This window comes from Viridibacillus arvi, assembly GCF_001274945.1.
Taxonomy (GTDB): domain Bacteria; phylum Bacillota; class Bacilli; order Bacillales_A; family Planococcaceae; genus Viridibacillus; species Viridibacillus arvi.
This window is the reverse complement of sequence record NZ_LILB01000009.1, coordinates 81,568-103,655: the sequence shown is the minus strand read 5'-3', so window position 1 is coordinate 103,655 and position 22,088 is coordinate 81,568. Positions and strand designations below refer to the sequence as shown.

Annotated in this window: 25 protein-coding genes and 2 riboswitches; of the genes, 16 read left to right on the top strand and 9 right to left on the bottom strand. The window is 36.7% G+C overall.

Annotated elements, in window-relative coordinates; all coding sequences use genetic code 11:
* Positions 1-40 precede the first annotated feature (40 nt).
* From AMD00_RS21720 to AMD00_RS21705, 4 genes are all read right to left on the bottom strand, one after another.
* Positions 41-1,519, bottom strand: a complete 1,479-nt coding sequence (locus AMD00_RS21720; RefSeq protein WP_083446336.1) for a PH domain-containing protein — start codon at positions 1,517-1,519, stop codon at positions 41-43.
* Complete coding sequence (locus AMD00_RS21715) at positions 1,516-2,010, bottom strand: PH domain-containing protein (protein WP_053419089.1); 495 nt, start codon at positions 2,008-2,010, stop codon at positions 1,516-1,518. The genes AMD00_RS21720 and AMD00_RS21715 overlap by 4 nt, the downstream gene beginning before the upstream one ends.
* Before the next feature lie 89 nt (positions 2,011-2,099).
* Complete coding sequence (locus AMD00_RS21710; protein WP_407701131.1) at positions 2,100-2,978, bottom strand: putative RNA methyltransferase; 879 nt, start codon at positions 2,976-2,978, stop codon at positions 2,100-2,102.
* Positions 2,979-3,187: 209 nt separating this feature from the next.
* Positions 3,188-4,558, bottom strand: a complete 1,371-nt coding sequence (locus tag AMD00_RS21705; protein WP_053419087.1) for an MATE family efflux transporter — start codon at positions 4,556-4,558, stop codon at positions 3,188-3,190.
* 168 nt (positions 4,559-4,726) lie between these two features.
* Positions 4,727-4,830: riboswitch (TPP riboswitch) on the top strand.
* A gap of 94 nt (positions 4,831-4,924) precedes the next feature.
* On the opposite strand from AMD00_RS21705, the gene tenA reads away from it, so the two are divergent.
* Genes tenA through thiW form a run of 5 tightly spaced genes read left to right on the top strand, consistent with a single transcriptional unit; the run spans position 4,925 to position 8,387 of the window.
* Positions 4,925-5,614: a thiaminase II gene (gene tenA, locus AMD00_RS21700; RefSeq protein WP_053419228.1), complete on the top strand. Its 690-nt coding sequence runs from the start codon at positions 4,925-4,927 to the stop codon at positions 5,612-5,614.
* Positions 5,614-6,423 (top strand): hydroxyethylthiazole kinase, encoded by an 810-nt coding sequence (gene thiM / locus AMD00_RS21695; protein WP_053419086.1) that lies wholly within the window; start codon positions 5,614-5,616, stop codon positions 6,421-6,423. Before tenA ends, thiM begins: the two co-directional genes overlap by 1 nt.
* Positions 6,420-7,253 (top strand): bifunctional hydroxymethylpyrimidine kinase/phosphomethylpyrimidine kinase, encoded by an 834-nt coding sequence (thiD, locus tag AMD00_RS21690; protein WP_053419085.1) that lies wholly within the window; start codon positions 6,420-6,422, stop codon positions 7,251-7,253. The genes thiM and thiD overlap by 4 nt, the downstream gene beginning before the upstream one ends.
* Complete coding sequence (gene thiE, locus AMD00_RS21685; protein WP_281173100.1) at positions 7,246-7,899, top strand: thiamine phosphate synthase; 654 nt, start codon at positions 7,246-7,248, stop codon at positions 7,897-7,899. The genes thiD and thiE overlap by 8 nt, the downstream gene beginning before the upstream one ends.
* Entirely contained in the window at positions 7,896-8,387 is a 492-nt protein-coding gene (gene thiW / locus AMD00_RS21680) for an energy coupling factor transporter S component ThiW (protein ID WP_053419084.1), read from the top strand. Before thiE ends, thiW begins: the two co-directional genes overlap by 4 nt.
* Before the next feature lie 57 nt (positions 8,388-8,444).
* Here the strand turns inward: thiW and AMD00_RS21675 are convergent, their stop codons facing one another.
* Positions 8,445-9,371, bottom strand: a complete 927-nt coding sequence (locus AMD00_RS21675) for a 1,4-dihydroxy-2-naphthoate polyprenyltransferase (protein ID WP_053419083.1) — start codon at positions 9,369-9,371, stop codon at positions 8,445-8,447.
* Between the two features lie 177 nt (positions 9,372-9,548).
* Positions 9,549-10,151, bottom strand: a complete 603-nt coding sequence (locus AMD00_RS21670) for a nitroreductase family protein (RefSeq protein ID WP_053419082.1) — start codon at positions 10,149-10,151, stop codon at positions 9,549-9,551.
* 124 nt (positions 10,152-10,275) lie between these two features.
* Between AMD00_RS21670 and AMD00_RS21665 the strand changes: the two genes are divergently transcribed.
* Together AMD00_RS21665 and asnB are read left to right on the top strand one after the other, a co-directional pair.
* A complete protein-coding gene (locus AMD00_RS21665) occupies positions 10,276-10,620 on the top strand; it encodes a winged helix-turn-helix transcriptional regulator (protein WP_053419081.1) in 345 nt (114 codons plus the stop codon).
* A 66-nt stretch (positions 10,621-10,686) separates the two neighbouring features.
* Complete coding sequence (gene asnB / locus AMD00_RS21660) at positions 10,687-12,522, top strand: asparagine synthase (glutamine-hydrolyzing) (RefSeq protein ID WP_053419080.1); 1,836 nt, start codon at positions 10,687-10,689, stop codon at positions 12,520-12,522.
* A gap of 14 nt (positions 12,523-12,536) precedes the next feature.
* On the opposite strand, the gene AMD00_RS21655 is transcribed toward asnB, so the two are convergent.
* Complete coding sequence (locus AMD00_RS21655) at positions 12,537-12,728, bottom strand: hypothetical protein (RefSeq protein ID WP_169786383.1); 192 nt, start codon at positions 12,726-12,728, stop codon at positions 12,537-12,539.
* 160 nt (positions 12,729-12,888) lie between these two features.
* Between AMD00_RS21655 and AMD00_RS21650 the strand changes: the two genes are divergently transcribed.
* From AMD00_RS21650 to AMD00_RS21630, 5 genes are all read left to right on the top strand, one after another.
* Entirely contained in the window at positions 12,889-13,644 is a 756-nt protein-coding gene (locus AMD00_RS21650; protein WP_053419078.1) for a DUF2087 domain-containing protein, read from the top strand.
* A gap of 19 nt (positions 13,645-13,663) precedes the next feature.
* Positions 13,664-14,011 carry a GIY-YIG nuclease family protein gene (locus tag AMD00_RS21645; protein WP_053419077.1) on the top strand — a complete coding sequence of 116 codons (348 nt, stop codon included), beginning with the start codon at positions 13,664-13,666 and terminating at the stop codon, positions 14,009-14,011.
* Between the two features lie 54 nt (positions 14,012-14,065).
* A riboswitch (guanidine-I (ykkC/yxkD leader) is annotated at positions 14,066-14,165 on the top strand.
* Between the two features lie 59 nt (positions 14,166-14,224).
* On the top strand, positions 14,225-14,560 hold the full coding sequence (locus AMD00_RS21640; RefSeq protein WP_053419076.1) for a DMT family transporter: 336 nt from the start codon (positions 14,225-14,227) through the stop codon (positions 14,558-14,560).
* On the top strand, positions 14,560-14,874 hold the full coding sequence (locus tag AMD00_RS21635) for a DMT family transporter (RefSeq protein ID WP_053419075.1): 315 nt from the start codon (positions 14,560-14,562) through the stop codon (positions 14,872-14,874). Before AMD00_RS21640 ends, AMD00_RS21635 begins: the two co-directional genes overlap by 1 nt.
* An 87-nt stretch (positions 14,875-14,961) precedes the next feature.
* A complete protein-coding gene (locus tag AMD00_RS21630) occupies positions 14,962-15,465 on the top strand; it encodes a GNAT family N-acetyltransferase (RefSeq protein WP_053419074.1) in 504 nt (167 codons plus the stop codon).
* A gap of 45 nt (positions 15,466-15,510) precedes the next feature.
* Here the strand turns inward: AMD00_RS21630 and AMD00_RS21625 are convergent, their stop codons facing one another.
* A complete protein-coding gene (locus AMD00_RS21625; protein WP_053419073.1) occupies positions 15,511-16,269 on the bottom strand; it encodes an SDR family oxidoreductase in 759 nt (252 codons plus the stop codon).
* Between the two features lie 180 nt (positions 16,270-16,449).
* On the opposite strand from AMD00_RS21625, the gene AMD00_RS21620 reads away from it, so the two are divergent.
* Together AMD00_RS21620 and AMD00_RS21615 are read left to right on the top strand one after the other, a co-directional pair.
* Complete coding sequence (locus tag AMD00_RS21620; RefSeq protein WP_053419072.1) at positions 16,450-17,067, top strand: TetR/AcrR family transcriptional regulator; 618 nt, start codon at positions 16,450-16,452, stop codon at positions 17,065-17,067.
* A gap of 22 nt (positions 17,068-17,089) precedes the next feature.
* Positions 17,090-17,527 (top strand): GNAT family N-acetyltransferase, encoded by a 438-nt coding sequence (locus AMD00_RS21615; RefSeq protein WP_053419071.1) that lies wholly within the window; start codon positions 17,090-17,092, stop codon positions 17,525-17,527.
* 41 nt (positions 17,528-17,568) lie between these two features.
* Here AMD00_RS21615 and AMD00_RS21610 read toward each other — a convergent pair whose 3' ends face one another.
* On the bottom strand, positions 17,569-18,453 hold the full coding sequence (locus AMD00_RS21610; protein ID WP_053419070.1) for a DMT family transporter: 885 nt from the start codon (positions 18,451-18,453) through the stop codon (positions 17,569-17,571).
* A gap of 264 nt (positions 18,454-18,717) precedes the next feature.
* Here AMD00_RS21610 and AMD00_RS21605 point away from each other — a divergent pair, with 264 nt between their 5' ends.
* A complete protein-coding gene (locus AMD00_RS21605; RefSeq protein WP_053419069.1) occupies positions 18,718-20,361 on the top strand; it encodes a pyridoxal phosphate-dependent decarboxylase family protein in 1,644 nt (547 codons plus the stop codon).
* Positions 20,345-22,042 (top strand): methyl-accepting chemotaxis protein, encoded by a 1,698-nt coding sequence (locus AMD00_RS21600; protein WP_053419068.1) that lies wholly within the window; start codon positions 20,345-20,347, stop codon positions 22,040-22,042. Before AMD00_RS21605 ends, AMD00_RS21600 begins: the two co-directional genes overlap by 17 nt.
* The last annotated feature ends 46 nt before the right edge of the window (positions 22,043-22,088 follow it).

The window sequence follows — 22,088 nt, the reverse complement described above, 5'->3', positions numbered from 1 at the left end:
TCTGCTTCCATTATTCCCATTCTATGCACATTAAAACTACTTATTGTATTTTGACTTCTTTGGTTCTATCTACATACCAACTGTAAAACTCAGATGCAGCCTCGTGAGGCACATCAAGAAGCTCCTTATGTAGCACTGGTTTTGCTCGGTTTACCGTTTTAATTGAAGCTAACTTGAAGTACCGTTGCAACTTCGACCGTTCTGTCTTCACTTCAATAACTTGACTACGCTTTGTAATAAATAATACGGTAGAAAATCCACCTGTTTTCATTTGAATAAATGACTGATTCAGTAAATATCGGCTATTTTTATAATCTAATATGCGTGAAGAATATATAATTAGAAGTAATACTACAGAAACCCACCACAATGAAGGCTTGAAATACCAAATTAATGCAGTTGCAATAAGCCAAATATAGCTTGGACGAATCATACGAATCCAAAATGCTCTTTTAGGCAATTCATGCATACTTTCTACTACTTGATAATCTGGAAGTAACTCACTTATCAATGTATATGCCTTTCTCACGGGTAAAAATGGATAAAGTGTATTCGACTCTACCTCCCCAATTGTAGTGTTTCCAGCGCTAATTAGTTTTACCTCAGCTAATCCGAGAATTCTCTTCATGAAAGATTGCGAAATCTCAACAGCCTGTATCTTCTCTTTGCGAATTGAAAAAATTGATTCATCTAAGACACCTTTTTTAATATAAACCTTCTGAGTATCCGATGAAATTTCATACTTGCCATACTTAATAAAGGTATGAACCATACCAATCGCAATGGAAATAAGTAGTACGCCGATTAATATAGCAGCTAAGATTGCCCACCCCCATTTCAAAGCATTCGTCACTTCATCTCTAAATACATCGAGCTTAATAACATCATCCAATTTAAAAATGATTGGAATTAAAATTAAAAAACTAAGTGAAGTAAAAGACGCCTTCACCAAATCCTTTTTTGTCGGTGTAAAATGGATCACTTTTTTATCATTCTTCTCTGGTTCTACAACCACAACTTGCTCTTCAAACAACCCAACTGATGATTGTTCAATAATTTTCTTCTGTTCACGAGTTTCTGTAACTGCGCTCTCTATACTTTCTGCTTCTACTCTAGAAATTACGTCAAATATAATGGAGCTTTCATCACCAACAGTTGCTGTTTCTAGAGTTAATGACGTCACTTTAAAAATTTTATGAAAAACAGTCGTTTGGCGTTGGACATTCTGCACTTTTAAAAATGGAATAGTCCGCTCACTTTTCGAAAAAATTCCCGACTTAATATAGAAAGCATCATTCTTTATCACATATCTATATGTTATCCATTTACCAATACTTAAAAAAAGCATTATCACAACATAGCCCAAGAATATCCATTTCGCTGTTTGAATCCACCATTTTTCAGAACCCATATTTAATAAAAAAAGAAAAAGAAAAAAGATTATATTACTTTTAACTAGTTTATACAGATCGAATATTAGTACAAGCGGATGCAATCTTTTCAATGGTTGCGTCATCATTCCACTTCCTTAATTTTTGCATAATGCGCAATTTGATCCCGTAATTCAAATGCCTCTTTCTCAGAAACGGCAGGGATTACATGTTCTGTTCCCATAGTACCAATCTGAATTGAATACAAATCGTATTTGCGCATTAACGGCCCTTGAATTAATTCTACAGACTGTACCTTTGTCATTGGAACTAATTCATTAACTTCTTTAAAAGCCCCGTACTTTAATTGAATAAATTCCTCATTTACATCATACCGCCAATACTTTTGCATAAAACTCGGTTTAAATAAGATTTCCCAAATTGCAGTCAAGAAAGTTACTACTATAAGCGCTAAGACAATCCATCCAATCCATTCTTTCCACTCAAAGTGAATATGTAAATAGTAGAGGACTCCAAGAACAGCTATAATCCCTGTATTTGTTAATGTTTCAGTCATACGCCAAACCTTTACAGCTTCTCTAGAAATACATCGCTGTGGCGCTTCAATCTTTAAATACATCCAACCACTCCTTCTTTACTATTACGTCTAATATAAGGAAAAAGTTTCTAATTAAAAATATCCCCCGCTAATAAAGGCGGAGGACGGTTTTACATTTTCCCAATTAGTATATCTAAATCAATCGTAATTTCAGTTAAATTTGTGGCGGCTACATCTTCATTTTTTTGATGCCAGCCCATTGGTGTCATATGCATTAATAAAGGTACCAGTTCCTGATTTATTTCTATTGTTTGCGTAATGCGCTTTACCTCAACCTCAAGGAAATTCTCCTTGAACCGTTCGACAGTAAGTTCATTTGAATAAGATTCCTTTTCAGAATCTGCAAAGAATAAAGCACGTAATTGCTGTAAATATCCACTTTGTGGTACTACTTTAATAACCAACCCATTCGGCTTCAAAAGTCGTTTAAACTCAGTGTAATTAGCAGGTGATAAAATATTTAATATTGCATTAAAACTTGCTTGTTGATACGGACTTTTTGCTAGATCACCGACACACCAAATCATGTCATTATAATGCCGTCCTGCTGCAATAATTCCTTCTTTTGCGATATCAATACCTACTCCAACAAAACGGTTATCAGACTGCTCCTGGAATTTATTTTTAATACTTTCTAAATGCGATCCTTCTCCGCAACCTGTATCTAATACGGCAACATTAGTATTCATCTGCTTTAGTAAATCACAAATCGCTGTATGCATCGGTGCATACAATCCACTTTCAATAACCAGCTTACGCGCTTCAAATAAATCTTTGCCATACATTGAAGTCGCAGCATGCGTCATGAAATTTACATAGCCTTGTTTTGCAATATCGAAAGAATGTCGATTATCACAAACAACGCTACAATCATCCGTCACCGTCATCTCGTCCCCACAAATTGGACAAGCAAACAGCTCTTGATTCTCTCTCATATAATTAGCACTCGCTACTTTTCTCGGCAATGCCATGCCAAACACCTCGTTCATTAATCTTCTTTACCAAGTATACAAAACAAAGTGTTGATTGGCTAAGGATAAAATATCAAGGGGCGTGCATGAACATGTTGATAATAGGGATTCTTACGAACAGTAAGTAATCTTTTTACAATAAAAAAATCACTGATGACTTATGCCATCAGCGATTAAAATCTCAAGAATTACTAATTTATCACTTACAAAATTCACATTTAATCAATTTATTTCGTTTTGTCAGGCGCAACGAGAGCATATCTTTCCCAGCGGCGACTTTTCCATCTAAAGAAAACAAGAATAGCTCGGAACCATTCATCTGCTGCAATTGCCAACCACACACCTATTAAACCCATGTCTAATTGGAATACAAGTAAATAACCAAGTGGTAAGCTCATACAAACCATCGAGAAAAATCCAATGATTAACGGATATTTTGCATCACCTGAAGCACGCAATGAATTAATAATCGTAATATTAAATGTACGTCCTGTTTCTAACAAAATACTACACACTAACACTGCCGCACCAATTTTTATAACCTCTGGATTATCAGTAAATAGACGCATCAATGGATAGCGGAAAATAACGACCACTGCTACCATCACTAATGTGAATATAATCGCCCATTTTATGCTAACCCATAATTGTTTATATGCTGCATCCTTTTCATTGGCACCAACGTATCTGCCAACCATAATAGCAGTTCCTGTACCAATTGCTATGGCAAATAAATAGGTGAACATTGAAATATTATAAGCATATTGCCGAGCTGCTAGTGATTCTGCACCTAAATACGTCACATAGTATAAGAAGACAATTTGACAACCTTGGTACATCACCTGCTCAAATGCAGATGGAAGCCCAATTTGCAAAATCTTACCGATGTATTCTTTTGATAACGACACGTAGTATTGAAATTTAATTCGTACCTCTAGCGCTTGATACAATAGCCAGAAGAATACTAGTAGAGCTAAAACACGGCTGACGACCGATGAAATTGCCGCACCTTGCACTCCTAGTTCAGGGAAGCCAAATTTACCGAAAATCAAAACATAGTTCCCTATTACGTGAAAAATATTCATTCCAAGTGACACATACATCGTCTGTTTCGTCCAACCATGCACACGAATAATCGCTGCTAATGAGTTGATGATTGCTTGTAGGAAAATAGCTCCCCCAACAATGAATAAATATTTACTAGCGTACTCAAGTACATCACCTTGTAAATTCATCGCAATCATAATATTTTTCGAGAAAATCACGAAAGCGACACTCATTATTAACCCAATAACTAAATTCAAGGAAACGGCTAGTGCTGAAATTTTGGCTGCCTCCAAATAACGCTTAGACCCTAAGTATTGAGCAACAACAATCGATGCCCCGTTTCCTATTACTTCTAAAATTAAAATTGCTATATGAATATATTGATTGGCTGCTCCTACTCCTGATACCGCATCATCAGATAATGCACTCAGCATAAATGTATCAGCAAGCCCCATTAACATAAATAAAAATACTTCTAAAAAAATCGGCCAAGTTAAATGGAATAAATTCAATTTCTCTTCTGGCCCTTTCACTGTTGCTGTAGCGCCCATCTAAACACCTTGCTTCCCACTATAAAATTCAGATAATTTGTATCTTAACATAGAATTTGGCTCATATCTATGGCTTAATGCCATTTATTACAATCTATTTACTTTGTTTAAATACACCTTGCTAATTCCAATTTTTATGTTATATTGATGTTGAAAACTAAATCGCTTTTTAACCACTAGGGGAGTCATTAATTGGCTGAGACGCAGAGTACTGCGGACCCTTGGAACCTGATCTGGCTCATACCAGCGGAGGGAAGTGGCGCTATCAGTCTATTTTGTTTTATTGAAAATGATTGCTCGCCGCCTACTGACACAGATCAGGGGCGGCTTTTTGTTTTCAAAAAAATGAAATTGGGGTGCATAAAGATGACATTTTGTGAAGAAGTAAGACAAGAATGTAATGATTTATGGGAAGGTAGCTTTCAACATCCGTTTGTAAAATCATTAGCAGCAGGTACTTTGCCTCTTGATATTTTCCAATATTACGTACAACAAGATGCATATTATTTAACCCACTTTGCAAAGGTGCAAGCACTAGGAGCAGTAAAGGCAAATGATTTACATACTACACAACGTTTTGCCAAACATGCTGAATCAACATGCATTGCAGAATTGTCACTTCATGAGCAATTTTTTACTATGTTAGAAATTACAGATGAAGAGCTTACGGCATTTGAGCCTGCACCGACAGCATATGAATATGTATCTCATATGTATCGTTCTGCAAACAATGGTGATTTAGCAGATACTCTTGCTGCAATACTTCCTTGCTACTGGCTTTATTATGAAATCGGTGAACGCCTAAAAGATTCAAAACCTAATCACCCTATTTATGATAAATGGATTCAAACATATGGTTCTGAGTGGTTCGGAGAATTAGTAGAAGAACAAATTAATCGCATGAATGAACTTGCCGAAGACTTACCTCCTGCACGTATTCAACAACTAAAAGAACATTTCCGTAAAAGTAGTTATTATGAATGGCATTTCTGGGAAATGGCATGGACGAAACAACAATGGACAATTGGACATTACGAAAAGGAGTTGACTAAATAATGGGTCAACAACATTTTCTTGAAAAGTTACGTGTCAAAAAACCGCTAGTCCACAATATTGCCAATATCGTTGTTGCCAATTTCCAAGCTAATGGTCTCCTCGCTCTAGGTGCTTCCCCTATGATGGCAGAGGGAATCGAGGAAGTAGCTGACATGGCTGCTCTAGCAGACTGTACAGTTCTTAACATCGGTACTCTTGATCAAGGAACTGTTTTATCCATCATTGAGGCCGGTAAAAGTGCCAACAAAAAAGGTATTCCCGTTGTTCTTGACCCAGTTGGCGTAGGTGCTAGTGAGTTTCGCAGGAACTCCGTGACAACCATTTTAAAGGAAGTCCAGGTGACGGCTATCCGCTGTAATGTAGGTGAACTTGCTACACTCGGTAATATCGAATGGCAATCAAGGGGAGCTGATGCTGGTGAAGGTCAAATAGATGTACAACTGACTGCTAAACAAGTTGCTAAACGGCTTAACTGTATTGTTGCAGTCACTGGTGTTGAAGATTCCGTAACCGATGGCCAAACGACAATTCAAATAGATGGTGGGCATGACTTAATGCCACTAATTACAGGCTCCGGGTGCTTGCTTAGCGCGGTGACAGGTGCATTTCTTACTGTTTCAGAAGGCCATCATTTGCAAGCAACAGCCAATGCTCTCTCATTTTACAAACAAATTGGAGAAAGGGCTGCAAAAACAGCCAATGCTCCGGGCACATTTGCAGTTGAAATGATTAACAGTTTATATTCTCTTACTTCAGAAGATTTACGTGACAATATGAAAATTGTAGAAAAAGAGGATATTCAAATATGACAAGTGTTGCTATGACAATCGCAGGTTCCGATAGTGGTGGTGGAGCAGGTATCCAAGCCGATTTAAAAACATTTCAAGAGCTTGGTGCATTTGGTACGTCTGCAATCACAGCAGTGACTTCACAAAATACACTAGGTGTTCACGACGTTTATGCCTTAGAAGTTAACAATGTAGTCAGCCAAATCAAAGCTGTCCTTGATGACTTTAAAGTAGGAGCTATTAAAACTGGGATGCTCTTTTCAGCAGAAATTATCCACGGAGTAGCTAAAACATTAAAAAGTTATGACCTTCCAATGCTCGTCATTGATCCAGTCATGATTGCAAAAGGCGGGGCATCACTTCTATTAAATGAAGCTGTTCACTCGATGAAAAATGAGCTACTACCACTCGCAACCATTATTACACCTAATATTCCTGAAGCTGAAGTACTCACAGGTTTAACAATTAGATCAGATAGTGATGTAGAGAATGCTGCAAATCGGCTAATTACAATGGGTGCTAAAGCCGTTGTCTTAAAAGGTGGGCACCGCGATACAAAAGATTATGCGGAGGATTTATTTTTATCAGCAAAAGGTGAACGATTCATTATGCGTTCTGAAAGAATCGACACGAAAGATACACACGGTACAGGTTGTACATTCTCAGCCGCTATTGCAGCTCGTTTGGCACAAGGTTTCACCGCTTCAGATGCAGTAATCGATGCGAAATATTTTATACAGGCCGCTATAGCGAATGGACTACAATTGGGCACTGGTCATGGACCGACAAATCATTGGGCCTATCGTAAACTTTCAGAAAAGGCCCGAAAGGAAGTTATGATCATTGAATAGAGAACAACTTCAATTATATTTCATTATGGGGAGTCAAAATGTCGAAGAACACGATCCGCTCGTTGTTTTAGAAGAAGCTCTTCGTGGTGGCATTACCCTCTTTCAATTCAGAGAAAAAGGAGAAAATGCACTCACCGGGGAAGATAAATTAAATTTTGCTAAAGCATGCCAAGCCCTGTGTAAAAAATATCATTTACCTTTCATTATCAATGACGATGTAAATTTAGCAATCGCTCTAGATGCAGATGGTGTGCACGTCGGCCAAGATGATGCTAGTGCTAATACAGTACGCGAAAAGATCGGTCTAAATAAAATTCTAGGTGTTTCCACTCATTCATTAACAGAGGTGACTGCTGCAATAAATGCAGGTGCTGATTACGTTGGTATTGGACCAGTTTTCGCTACTACCTCCAAGCCGGATGCTAATTCCCCTGCTGGTACAACTTTAATTGAACAAACAGCTGCTACTTATCCCTCCTTACCTATTGTTGGTATTGGTGGTATTACAATTGATAATTGTCAAACTGTTATCAGAGCAGGGGCAGATGGTGTTTCGCTCATCTCTGCTATCGCAACACATAATGAACCATTTGTAGCCACACGACAATTACTACATGTCTTACAACAGGTGGCGAAGATTACATGACTTCACGCAAAACGGCAATAGCCATGTTTGTCGCTATTGCCGTTGCAGGATCTGTTTTTGTATCATTTCCAACAGGTATTGCACGTGCTTATCCTATTCAACATGCTATAAATGTCCTAGCTGCTGTAATGCTAGGACCTGGCTCCGCTGTTCTAATTGCATTTCTTACTGGACTTGTTCGGCTAATAACCGGCACTGGTTCATTACTCGCATTTCCTGGTGGTATGATTGGAGCTTTTTTAGCGGGTATGCTCTACAAGCATTACGGTAAAGTATGGCTAGCAGCTGTTGGAGAAGCTGTTGGTACTGGTATACTCGCTTCATTGTTGGCAGTACCATATGCCAAAATTTTAATGGGCACTTCATTTACTGCTCTATTCTTTATGCCTGCTTTTCTTGTATCAAGCGTTAGTGGAGCTTTGTTTGGTTGCATTATCGCAGTTCGCCTAAAGGAAACAAAGTTTGCCCATCAATTAAAAAAGTACTAAATATACCCACAAAAAAAACTGTCAACAATCTCACTTGATTGTTAGACAGTTTTTAATTTAGGATAAGTAACTTAAAACTAGTCCTACCGATAATAAAAATCCAAAGAATGTATTCGTCAGTGCAGTGGATTTCATTGCAATCCCCTGCTTAGCTGGATCATTTACACCCTCTTTAAATGCCTTAATTGCCTGTATTGGTTTCGGAATACTTATAAATACAACAAGTAACCATGGACTAACCGTACCAATAATAACAAGTATAATTATCCATACATAGGACACGACAAATGAAACCGCTAGTAAATTCACAGCCTTTTCACGTCCAAGTAAAATAGCTAATGTTTTACGCCCACCAATTGTATCTTCCTTAATGTCACGTATGTTGTTCGACATATTAATGCCCCCAACTAATATCCCTAGTGGAATCGACACTAATAAACTTGTCATACTAACTGTTCCAGCTTGTATAAAGTATGAAATTAATACAAATCCAATCCCCATACTAAGACCTGCAAACAGTTCCCCAAGCGGTGTATACGCTATTGGGTATGGTCCACCTGTATATAAATAACCGATTGCCATTCCTACTGCACCTATTGCAACAAGCCACCAACTACTATTCATACAAATAAAAATACCAAGTACTACAGCAACTCCATATAACGCTAGTGCAAAAGCTAGTACTGTAGAAGGTTTAGTACCGTGGCGTACAAGGGCACCACCAATCCCTACAGAATCAGCTGTATCTAATCCACGTTTGAAATCATAGTATTCATTGAATAAATTTGTTGCAATCTGTAGTGCTAAACAGCACACAAGCATTGCTATAAATAATAGCAAGTCTATTCTTACATCAAACACAGCAAGCACTGTCCCTAGAATGACTGGTACGAATGTCGCTGTTAATGTATGTGGGCGAGTAAGTTGCCACATCAATTTAGCTGTACTAATCTCTTCTATATTTTGATTACGATTTTGACTCATAATCTACTTCCTTTCATATTAAACTACAACTACTCTATATTAACTGATTTTCAGATATCACGCCAAAGGGGAAATTTCTAATTAATTGAGTAGAACTTTTATAGATTACTTTATTCGCATAAACAACAAAAAAGCTGCTCCGAATTCGTAATTAGGAGCAGCTTTAAAATCTATAATTTATTTAAAGACTTTCACTCGGTCTTCAACAGGGGAAAATTGTTTTTCCCCAGCTGCAACAACCGGTTTACCAAAAGGCATTTCAGCAAGTAATTTCCAATCTAAAGGAATATTCCACTCGCTTCTCACTTCATCATCAATTAATGGATTGTAATGTTGTAATGAGGCACCAAAACCTTCTTGTTCTAATGCAGTCCATACTACATATTGCACCATACCTGATGATTGTAAAGACCAAATTGGGAAGTTATCAGCATATGAAGGGAATTTCTCTTGCAAGCCTTTTACAATAGATTGGTCTTCAAAAAATAGCACAGTACCATAACCTGCACCGAACATGTTCATTTTTTCTTCAGTCGGTGAAAAATCATTAGCCGGTACAACTTGGCGCAAAGTTTCAGTCGTGATGCTCCATAATTTTGAATGTTGCTCACCTAACAAAACAACTGCACGAGCTGTTTGAGAATTAAATGAAGATGGGGTATGTTTTATTGCATGTTCAACAATTTCTTGAATACGTTCATCAGATACGATTGCTTCATTATTAATTACATATATGCTACGACGTTCCTCTACAGCTGTTGCAAAATCTTTTTTAGTCACTTTAAATCCTCCAATTAATGTATATTTCTTAACCAAATTCAATTATGATGTATCTAGTTACTAATTGTAAGTAGGCACATTAATTAAACATAGTATCAAAAAGGATACTAATGGGAGGTTACACATGTTAAACGGACAAAAAAATCCGAGTCAATGCCAAATGGTCGTTGCCCTAAACATGATTGTCGGCAAATGGAAACCTATTATTTTAGATCACTTATTACGTGGCGAAGCACTTAGATTTAATGAATTAAAAAAACTCATTCCAGATATCACTCAACGAATGCTCACAATGCATCTACGTGAATTAGAAGAACAAGATATCCTAACACGTACGGTATATCCACAAGTACCTCCAAAAGTAGAATATCAAATCACAGAATATGGGATGACACTCCAGCCTATTTTAACAACAATGCAAGCGTGGGGTGCAAAGCATATTGAACATATGAAAGAAAAAGTACAATAACACACGCACATCCTCCGCCCAGTTTGCATACATTATGTAACGACTAGAAGCAGAGGATGTGAAATGATGTGTGGTATCACAGGATGGGTAAATTTCAAAAAGGATTTGCGATTGCAACAAAATGTTTTACATACCATGACTAAAACATTAAAAAAACGTGGCCCAGATGCAGAAAATATTTGGACTGAAACACATGCAGCATTTGGACATCAAAGGCTCATCGTCATCGATCCAAGTGGTGGCGAGCAACCAATGACCCGCTCAAAAAACGGCACTAACTACACAATGGCCTATAATGGAGAACTCTATAATACAGACGAATTACGTCGTGAACTACAAAAGCGCGGCTACCACTTTTCATCTAATTCAGATACTGAAGTTTTACTGATAAGCTATATTGAATGGCAGGAACAATGTGTCGATCATCTAAATGGAATCTTCGCCTTTGCTATTTGGGATGATAATTCTGAAAAGCTCTTCATTGCGCGAGATCGACTTGGCGTAAAACCACTCTTTTATACAGAACAAAACAGTGGCTTATTATTTGGCTCTGAAATAAAAGCTCTACTTGCACACCCAGATATTCAACCAATCATTAAACACGATGGACTCGCTGATGTTTTTAGTCTGGGACCTTCTCGTACTCCAGGCAAAGGAATATTCAACAATATACATGAATTACGTCCTGCTCACGCGCTTACTTTTACGAAAAGCGGTGTTCGTATTTGGCGATACTGGAATGTTAAAAGTTCAGAGCATACAGATTCCTTTGAACAGACCGTGACCAATGTGCGTGACCTTGTGACAGATGCAGTGGAGCGACAACTCGTTTCCGATGTTCCCCTATGTACTTTCTTATCAGGAGGATTAGATTCCAGTATTATTACAGCAATAGCAGCAAATAAATATAAAAAAGATGGTAAAGAAGCTCTTCATACCTATTCCATCGATTACGAAGATAATGCTAAGTTTTTTGAATCGAATGATTTTCAAGTCTCCACAGATGCCTTCTGGATTCAAAAAATGACCGAAACGTTTAAAACCGTACATCATTCAGAAATAATTACACAACAAGAGCTCATTGATTATCTGAAAGAAGCAGTGCACGTACGTGATGTTCCAGGTATGGCTGATGTGGACTCATCATTATTATGGTTTGCAAAAGTAGTTAAAAAAAACTTCACTGTTGGTTTGTCAGGTGAATGTGCAGATGAAATATTTGGAGGTTATCCTTGGTTTAAACAGTCTTTCTCCAGCTTCCCATGGATTCGATCAATTGATGAACGCGAATCTGTTCTACGCACTGAGTGGCAGCAAAAGCTTAATATCCCAGACTATATGCAAAATGCCTATGAAGTATCAATTGCCGAAACACCTCGACTTGACGGAGAAGCACCAGAAGACGCAAAACGACGTGAATTGTTCTATCTCAACATGATTTGGTTTATGACGACATTATTAGAGCGCAAGGACCGTATGAGTATGGGTGCGGGTCTTGAAGTGCGAGTTCCGTTTGCAGACCATCGCCTCGTTGAATATATGTGGAATATTCCCTGGGAAATGAAATCAACAGGTAATATGGAAAAAGGCCTTTTGCGAAAGGCAATGGAAGAGCTTTTGCCAAAAGAAGTGCTCTATCGACAAAAGAATCCGTATCCAAAAACATATCACCCTGCTTACACAGCTGGTGTCCAACAATGGCTTAAAGAAATTCTCCAAGATAAAAACTCAATCCTACATGAATTCTTTGAACGGAAACGTCTAGATAGCCTAATAGAATCTGGTGGTACTTCATTTAAAGTCCCTTGGTTTGGGCAATTAATGGCCGGCCCACAGCTTCTCGCCTATTTAGCGCAAATTCATACTTGGTTTGAAGATTATCAAATTCAGATTAAGGACTAAAAAAAGGCGCTATTTTAGCGCCTTTTTTGTGTTTTCCTTAAAAATTGCTCCATCAAAATTGTATAAACTTCTGGCTGTTCATTATGAACTAGATGAGCTGCAAACGGAATTATTGCTGGATGAATATTGTCATTCTTTTGTGCATAGTTAATTGCACCCTTCACTTCATTTACTTGATCTTCACCTGATTTCCACATCTTCTGCATTTTGAATCGCTTTAACATAATTACTCCTATCTATTCTATCTATTACAATTAAATTGTTAATCATTGACAAACAATAAACGATTATGTATTATGTTTATAAATAAACAAACATTTTATATCTAAGTTTAAAAATAAAACCAAGAATTGAAGGTGTTCATATATGGAGAACTCAGAACTATTTTGGAATGCATCAATCGATCAACTAAAAAAGGGCTATTCAGAAGATGCACATTGTTACACTTGCCTTCTTTGTGGAGAAAAAATAGAAAAGGGCATTATTTATCCCCAAAATGATGTACTTTATGAAGCGGAGAAATATATGCAAATGCATATTAAAGAAACACATCAATCTGTTTTTGCATATTTAATCGGACTTAATAAAAAGATGACAGGCCTCACTGAGCATCAAAGCAATTTATTACGTCTATTTTATGCAGGGAAAACTGATGCTGAAGTACAGCAAGAATTAGAAATTGGTAGTGCCTCTACAATCCGTCATCATCGATTTGCCTTAAAGGAAAAGGAACGCCAAGCAAAAACGTTTTTAGTCATGATGGAGCTATTAAAAGAAAAAGATATGAATGCACCTACATTCGTACCTGTACACAAAACTGCTACGATGGTTGATGACCGTTATAATATCACCAACAAAGAGCAGGATGAAGTTTTAAATAAACTTTTCCCTGAAGGCACAAATGGACCTTTGTTACGCTTTCCGAAAAAGGAAAAACAAAAACTTATTATCCTACGTGAAATTACAAATCGCTTTGAGATGGAAAGTACTTATACAGAAAAAGAAATTAATGCTATTCTCATGCCAATCCATGACGACTATGCTATGATTCGTCGCTATTTAATCGAATATGGCTTTTTAGATCGTAAAGCAGATGGCAGTGCATATTGGATTAAAAAATAAAGAAAGCAGGTAGTTAATAGTGGACCGTCAAAAAGAACTCAAACAACTTTATAAAGAAACCCCTATCCAATCAGGTGTTTATAAAATTACTAACACAGCAAATAAGAAAATCTATATCGGCAGTACAAATAATTTAAAGAGATTAAATGGTGTACAATTCATGCTGAAGATGAATAACCATACTAATAAGGCTCTACAAGCAGATTGGAACAAATTTGGTGAAACTTCATTTGAAATTGAAATTCTTGAAGTGTTGAAGAAAAAAGAAGAAGGATTCTTCGATACGAAGAGAGAATTAGCAAAACTTGAAGAGCAATGGATTGCTAAATTAGAACCATTTGGTGAACGCGGTTATCTCGATAAATAACCTTCTCACTTGAATTTTCCACTCCTTTTTATTACAATTTAATTAACTTGATACAACAATGATTTCTAGGGTTCCGTAGCATATTGCTAGCCTGGTCCGAGAGAAATCTCATAGCTATATAGCTATGCCACGGAAGGATAAAAGCCTGGGAGACTACTGATAATTCAGTATCTCTTGGGCTTTTTTTATCGAAAATTAGAAAGGATGAATGAGTTGAACAAACATTGGTTAATTGTAATTGTTGCGTCTGTTTTTGAAGTGTTATGGGTTATCGGGTTAAAACACTCATATGATGTTTGGACTTGGGGAGGTACTGCGTTTGCCATCGTCTTTACCTTTTATTTATTACTAGTAGCAGGACGTTATCTTCCTGTTGGCACGGTATATGCCGTTTTTGTAGGACTTGGTACTGCTGGAACTGTCATTACAGGCATTTTGTTTTTCGATGAGCCATTTAAAATCTCGAAAATTTTACTCATTATTTTATTGCTTATCGGTGTGATGGGATTGAAGATTGTCACAGATGATAAAAAAGAGGAGGCAGAATAATGGCTTGGATCGCGTTAATTGTAGCAGGATTTTGTGAGGTTTTCGGAGTAGCAATGATGAACAAATGGCAGTATGAAAAGAAAGCAACTATTATGTTAAGCCTAATCGCTGGCTTTACAATTAGCTTTTCTTGTCTATCGTATGCTATGAACACAATTCCTATGGGCACTGCCTATGCTATCTGGACAGGAATCGGCGCATCTGGCGGAGCGTTGATTGGGATTTTCTTTTTTGGTGAATCAAAAGATTGGAAACGTATTGTTTTCATTACGATGGTGCTAAGTGCAGCAGTCGGACTAAAACTCGTTTCTTAATATATTTTCAGATAATTAAACTTTTTCTGCGCTTTATGGAATATAATATTTTCAAGCATTGAAATCTATTATAAATGAGGCAACCATATGGCAGAACAAGTGATGATTGATGCAATGAAACCCACCGATTGGGACCAAGTTAGAGCTATTTTTATTGAAGGGATTGAAAGCGGTAATGCAACATTTCGCACCACTCCTCCTACATGGGAGCAATGGGACGCTGGACATTTAAATGAATGTCGTTTTGTCGCACGTGTGGATGGAGAAATTGTTGGATGGATTGCACTTAGCCCCTTTTCCAATAATACATTCCACAAAGGTGTGACAGAGGATAGCATATATATTAGTAATCGTGCTCAAGGAATGGGCGTTGGTACTAAGCTATTAAAAAAATGTATCGAAGAAAGTGAAAAGAGTGGTATTTGGACAATCCAGGCACAAATTTTCTCTGAGAATGCCTCGAGCATACATCTACATCAGAAATTCGGCTTCAGGGAGGTTGGCGTACGCGAACGCTTTGGTCAGTTAAATGGTGTGTGGAGAGATGTTACCTTACTTGATAGAAGAAGTACCATTGTCGGTCAAGACTAAATAAGACACCGTTTCTATTAGGAAACGGTGTCTTATTTCTATATATTAGTAAGCTGTCCAACCTGCATCTGCAACAATTACTGTTCCATTAACAAAGCTAGAGTCCTCAGATCCTAAGAATAATGCTACTTTTGCAATTTCATCCGGTTGACCAACTCGTGGGTTAATATTTAATCCTGACATTGCTCGTCCAACACCAAATTCATTAATGTTCGTCATTGAACTATTAATATTTGTTTCTACTGCTCCCGGTGCAATCGCATTACAGCGAATTCCATCATTTGCATACATGAACGCCGTATTTTTCGTGAAACCAACAACTGCATGTTTGGAAGCTGTATAAGCTGCTCCTGCGCGAGTTCCGTTTAAGCCACCTGCCGACGCGACATTTACAATTGTTCCCTTTTTCTTTTCTAAGAAAATAGGTAAAACTTTACGTGTCGCACGCATTACGCTCGTTGTATTAATAGCAAAAATTCTCTCCCATTGATTATCTTCAATATCAGCTGCTGCTTCGAAATTGTCCATTATTCCAGCATTATTTACAAGAATATCAACTGTTCCATAAAGGCTCACTGTTGTATCGATTAAGTTCTGAATATCTTCTTCTTTAGCTACGTTTGCCACTACTGCTGTTGCTTCCCCACCATTAGCTTTAATTTCCGCAACCGCTACATCCGCAGCTTCTGCATTAATATCTGATACGATTACCTTTGCTCCCTCTTGTGCATATAAAGTCGCAATTGCTTTACCCATCCCTGAAGCAGCTCCTGTTACAACTGCAACCTGTCCTTGAAGTTTCATATAGACTTCCCCCTACTATTATAGTAATCAACAGATGTTTAATACACCTCATCTATTTATAGTATAATGTGGTTTAGATACGCCATTCAATCAGCAAATCACAGGACTTTTGTTGAATAAGCAACAGTTGATTAGGTATTTGTTCATTAATCTAAAATATTGAACAGCGGAGGCACGTTTATGTCTACAAAAAATTCTATAGTTGATAAACGAATTATTAAATCTAAAATAGCATTAAAAGAATCCTTACTTTCTTTAATGCAAAATAAGGATTTCAAAGCTATCACTATTACTGATATTGTACAACTTGCAGATCTCAACCGCGGTACCTTCTATAAACATTATCATTACAAAGAAGATCTATTGAATGAGGTTATTGAGGATGTCGTCGCAGATTTAATTATTTCCTATCGTGAACCATATAAACAAGTGGAGAATTTTGTAATTAGAGAACTCAATTCATCTGCTGTGAAAATTTTCGAACATGTTGAAAAACACGCAAGTTTCTACACTCTTACAGTTAAAACAAATGTTTTATATGGCTTTCAAAATAGAATTTGTATTGAGTTGAAAAGACTAGCTCTAGAAGATCTTTCGAATATATATACTAATACTAATAATAAAATAGATAATAATTTACTTGCCAGTTATACTTCATATGCTATTTTAGGCATGATGATAGAATGGGTGAAGGCAGGGTTTCAACACTCATCCTCATACATGGCCGAGCAATTAATAGAGATTCTTCACACAGCACCTGTTAAAATAACTTATAGAACAAACCCAATTTCAGAATAGAAAAATAGAGGAGCTGAATTATATGAAAACGCACAAAATCACAACACAAGAAGACTTACAAAAAGCATTTGATATTCGAGTTAAAGTATTTGTAGAGGAACAAAAAGTACCTGCTGAAGAGGAAATCGATCAATTCGATCATCTTGGCGGAGAATGCCACCATATTCTTGTTACAAATGATGAAAATCAAGCAGTCGGCACTGGCCGCATCCGCTTAGTTGAAGGTGTTGGCAAAATACAACGTGTCGCTATTCTTGAAGAATACCGTAAACTAGGATTAGGCCGAGTTATTATCCAAGCTTTAGAGGATATCGCTTCAAAAGAATTAGGCGCTTCAAAAGTAAAATTGGATGGCCAAGTTCAAGCACAAGGCTTCTATGAAAAATTAGGCTATCACGTGGCATCTGATATTTTCCTAGATGCAGGTATTGAACATGTATTAATGATAAAAGAAGTTTAAGACTATCAAGAGCTGTCCCATATAACCTGGGACAGCTCTTTTTATACTTCTGACAATTCAGCAATCTGCTTACTCGGCTTAACTAGCGTATAAATAATACCTGCGAAAATAAGCACTATTCCAGCAGTTTGTATCAAAGTAGGTCGGAAATCCAAAATCGCAATATCTAATAAAATTGCAACGACTGGATCAACAAAAACTAACGCAGAAACCACAATTGTCGGCAACTTACGCAAGCTATCAAAAAATAAATAATAAACAAAACCAGTATGTATTAACCCTGTTCCTAAAATGTACATCCAATTTGAAGTTGTCAGTCCTTCAAATACCCCATAATCCATAAACGGTAATAAAATGACAATTCCAACTGCTGTCTGTACAAACGTCATTGCATAAGCACTTAAGTGAGTTATGCCCTTTCCTACAAACATCGTTAATGCATAACAAATTGCAGACAGCATAGCCCACACAAACCCTGAAGTGAACAATGCTTCAAAAGATGTAAACTGATCTAATCCGATAATAAAAATACTACCAAGGAAACATACAATAACAGCTAAGATCGCTTGAACCGTCATTTTTTCCTTTAAAAATAGACTCCCCAAAATCAATACAAAAATAGGCGCTAAATTATAAATCGTAATAGCTACTGAAATAGACATCTCCTGAAATGCTTTAAATAAAAACACCCAGTTTAATACTAAAAACACACCACAAATGAGCGTCTGGATTATTTCCTGGCGTGACCACTGTTCTGTTTTATGACCGCCAGTAAAAAACCATATCCCCCCTAAAAAAAATGTCGCACAAATACAGCGTACGAATACTAGTTCCTCTGCTGGAATTCCTGTATTCACTGTAAAAAAACCGATAGAACCGAATAACGCCATCGCAATAGTCATCTTGAACATTGCTACTATATTCATCACAATACAACCTTTCCTATATTTTTAATATTATGTTAATTATTTTATATTATAACATTTATCATATTCTTAACCTACCTTCAGTTATTAATAGTTCCAAAACACAGAAAATTCTATATATAATTACTATTAAATTTATTAAGGTGATTATATATCCCTACTTAATAAATTTTATTTTTAGTGTATTAAGAACTAAAGTTGGTATGCTATAATTATGCTTTATTAACTATTTTAATTAAAATTCAAATTAGAGGTGTTAAACAAATGCAGCAAATTCAACAACTTTTCCCTAGTGAAGACGGGAATCTAGAACAGCGTAAAGAGATTTTAAATTATATAGAAAAGATTTTCACATCACTTGATGAGTTAAAGGATCCAGAAAAAAGTACACTAGGTCCTATGCAAGAAAGATCCGCTAATTTCTATAAAGAACTAATTGAAAACTATGAAGTTCCTGTTAAAGCAACTGGAATGGACAATGTAGTAAATGATTTAATCGACTTAATGAAAGGCCATCCATATCATACAAGAAAATTTGTAACAAACGTTCTACCAATGGCTAGTATTCCTGGCATCATCGGATTATTAACAACAACATTATTAAATGGTAATAATCTATGGGATGTTTACGGACCGGCTGCAGCTGAAAGTGAAGTAAAAGTTATTGGCATGATGTCGAAACTTGTTGGCTATGATTTCACACAAAGCTGGGGTTATACAACTTGGGGAGGACAAGGGGCAGTATTTAGCGGATTACGTCTAGCAATCGCAAAACAATTCCCACATGCAAAAGAAGAAGGCGTTCCTCGCAATTTATATTGCTTCGCTTCTGAAAATGCTCACTATAGTCTATTAAAATCTGCTGAAGCTGTTGGCATCGGTAGTAATAACCTTATCCGAGTTAAAGCGACTAGTGATCATTCGATGGATTTAAAAGACTTAGCAAACAAATTAGAAGAAGTTATTCATAAAGGTGGTATTCCTGTCTATATCGTTGCTACAACTGGAGCAACAGATAGTTTTGCGATTGATGATGTCAAAGCTATCAAAGACATCACTACTAAAGTCGAAGCTAAATTCGACTTGAAACCAATTCATATTCACGCTGACTCGGCATTGGGTGGATTTTATTCTTTCTTTAAATCTTATGATTTTATTACAAACCCACTTAAATTCGAGGATAATGTGGTTGCAAGCTTGCAAAGTATTAATGAGCGTATGCAACATATCTCCCTTGCCGATAGCTTATGCTTTGACTTCCAAAAGCTTGGTCAAACACCTTACTTAACAAGCTTATTTTTAGTCAAAGAAGGTAAACACTTCGGATTACTTGATTTAGAAGACTTTGATACACCTTATGTTGGTAATAGAGGATATGGTAGTTATCATACAGGTTACACTTTAGAATGCTCTCGTATGGGTAGCTCAATAGCTATCTATGCTGCTTTAACTGCTTTCGGTGTAGAAGGTTATCAACAAATTTTAGCTAACTACGTCCGTGTAAACCTAGCTTTCAGAGATAAAATCCAAAAACAACTTCCTAATGTATCCGTTGTGAATGATTCAAATATTGGTCCGGTGACAGCATTCCGTCTGTATCCAGAAGGATTAAATTGGTCTCAAGAAAAAACAGGTACTTTTACATTAGAGCAAGTTCAAGCAATCAATAATTTAAATCAATCTCTATTCGAAATACTTGGCCATAACCGTGAGAATGTTTTCTTTGGTGATACAACAAAGGTTTGTACTATCCCTGTTATCGATTCAGAGAATATGATTCCTGTTGCAGCTGCGAAACTTTTTGCTATTTCACCTTATACAGAAGTTCAACATTTAGATGAAATGGTAGCTTCTATTTCAAATGCGATTCAAACTTTGGAGGAGTCTAACGTTGAACTTGTTTACTAAATTCAAAAGCTCGATTTTGTATAAATATGTATTTAGTTTCGTAGTCCCGATTGCGATTTTCTCAATCATTTTCAGTATTGCACTATACTTGTTCTCAACACATATTATAAATAACTATGTGATTGTACAATTTGAAAAAAGTCTTACTTTAATATCTCAAGAAATTATGTCAGATATAGACAAAGAACTTGTAATAAGTGCAGATAACAATAATGTTGAAAAATACAATGAATTACTTAGCATTTTGAACAAAAAACAAAAAGCGTTTGGCGTTGAAAATACATATGTTCTTTCAAATTCAAATGGTAAAGAACATATCGTTGCTTTAAGTAATAAGGATGATCAACAAGCTGACTATACTTTCAATGACAATATGATCAAGACAGTCAAGGATCAAAAAACTCAAACTAGTGAAATTTACAAAGATGAATACGGGGTCCATAAGTCGATATTCGTCCCATTTATGGGCACAGATATTATTTTCGGAATTGATATGGATGCTTCCTTTATCTCTTCCCTGCAATCAACCGTACTAATGATTTCCGTCGGTTTGACACTTATCTTTATAATACTTGGAGCACTCATTGCTTACGTCATAAGTAAACGGATTACGACTCCAATCGTTGCTGTTGTAGAATATGTGGAGGAAATTGCACAAGGCAATCTTACATTGGAACGTTTAAAGACTAAAGGGCAAGATGAGGTTGCACAATTGTCCGAAGGCGTTCATAATATGGCAACCGATTTACGATCTTTAATCACTTCGATTGCAGAAAATGCTGAACAAGTTGCAGCTACTTCTGAGGAACTTACCGCTAGCTCTGAACAAACGAATGAATCGATTAAACAAATTACAGAATCCATGCAGGAGGTTGCGGCAGGTTCGGAAACGCAAACAAGCGCTGTAGAAGAAATGAATACGACCGTTTCATCGATTTCTACCAAAATGAATCAAATCGCTTCAAGTACTGAAGATGTATCTGCCAAAGCTCAAGAAACTTCGAAGATTGCTACAAGTGGAAACACAATTATCAACAGTGCTGTAGTGAAAATGAATACTACCTATGATGCCATTCAAGAAACATCTGCAGTAGTGAAACGTCTAAGCGATAATACAAGAGAAATCGGTAATATCGTGACACTCATAACTGAAATTACAGATCAAACCAACTTACTTGCTCTAAACGCTTCAATTGAAGCGGCTCGTGCAGGTGACCACGGTAAAGGCTTTGCTGTAGTTGCACAAGAAGTTCGTAAATTAGCTGAGCAATCTCGCGAAGCAGCAAATGAAATTAGAACTCGGATTGAAACAATTCAAACCGATTCATCAGACGCCTCTGAATCAATGGCTATCAGCTATGGTAACCTAAGAGACAGTGCAACAACATTCGAAAATGCAGGCGAAGCTTTTGAGAACATTGTTACATCTGTAGACCAAGTAAATGCTCAAATGACTGAAGTGAATAACGCCATTGAGAATATGAATAAGGGTATTGAGGATATTGCCCAGTCGATGGACCAAGTAAGCGTCATTTCTGTAGAAACATCTAGTAGCATTCAAAATGTAGCAGCTGCCTCGGAAGAACAATCTGCAAGTATTGAAGAAATCAGCACTTCTTCAAATAATCTTGCTCAAATGGCGGAAACACTACACCGTGCAGTTCATAAATTTAAAATCTAAAAATATTAAAACTCTCTATTACCTTATTAATTTTCTGGTAATAGAG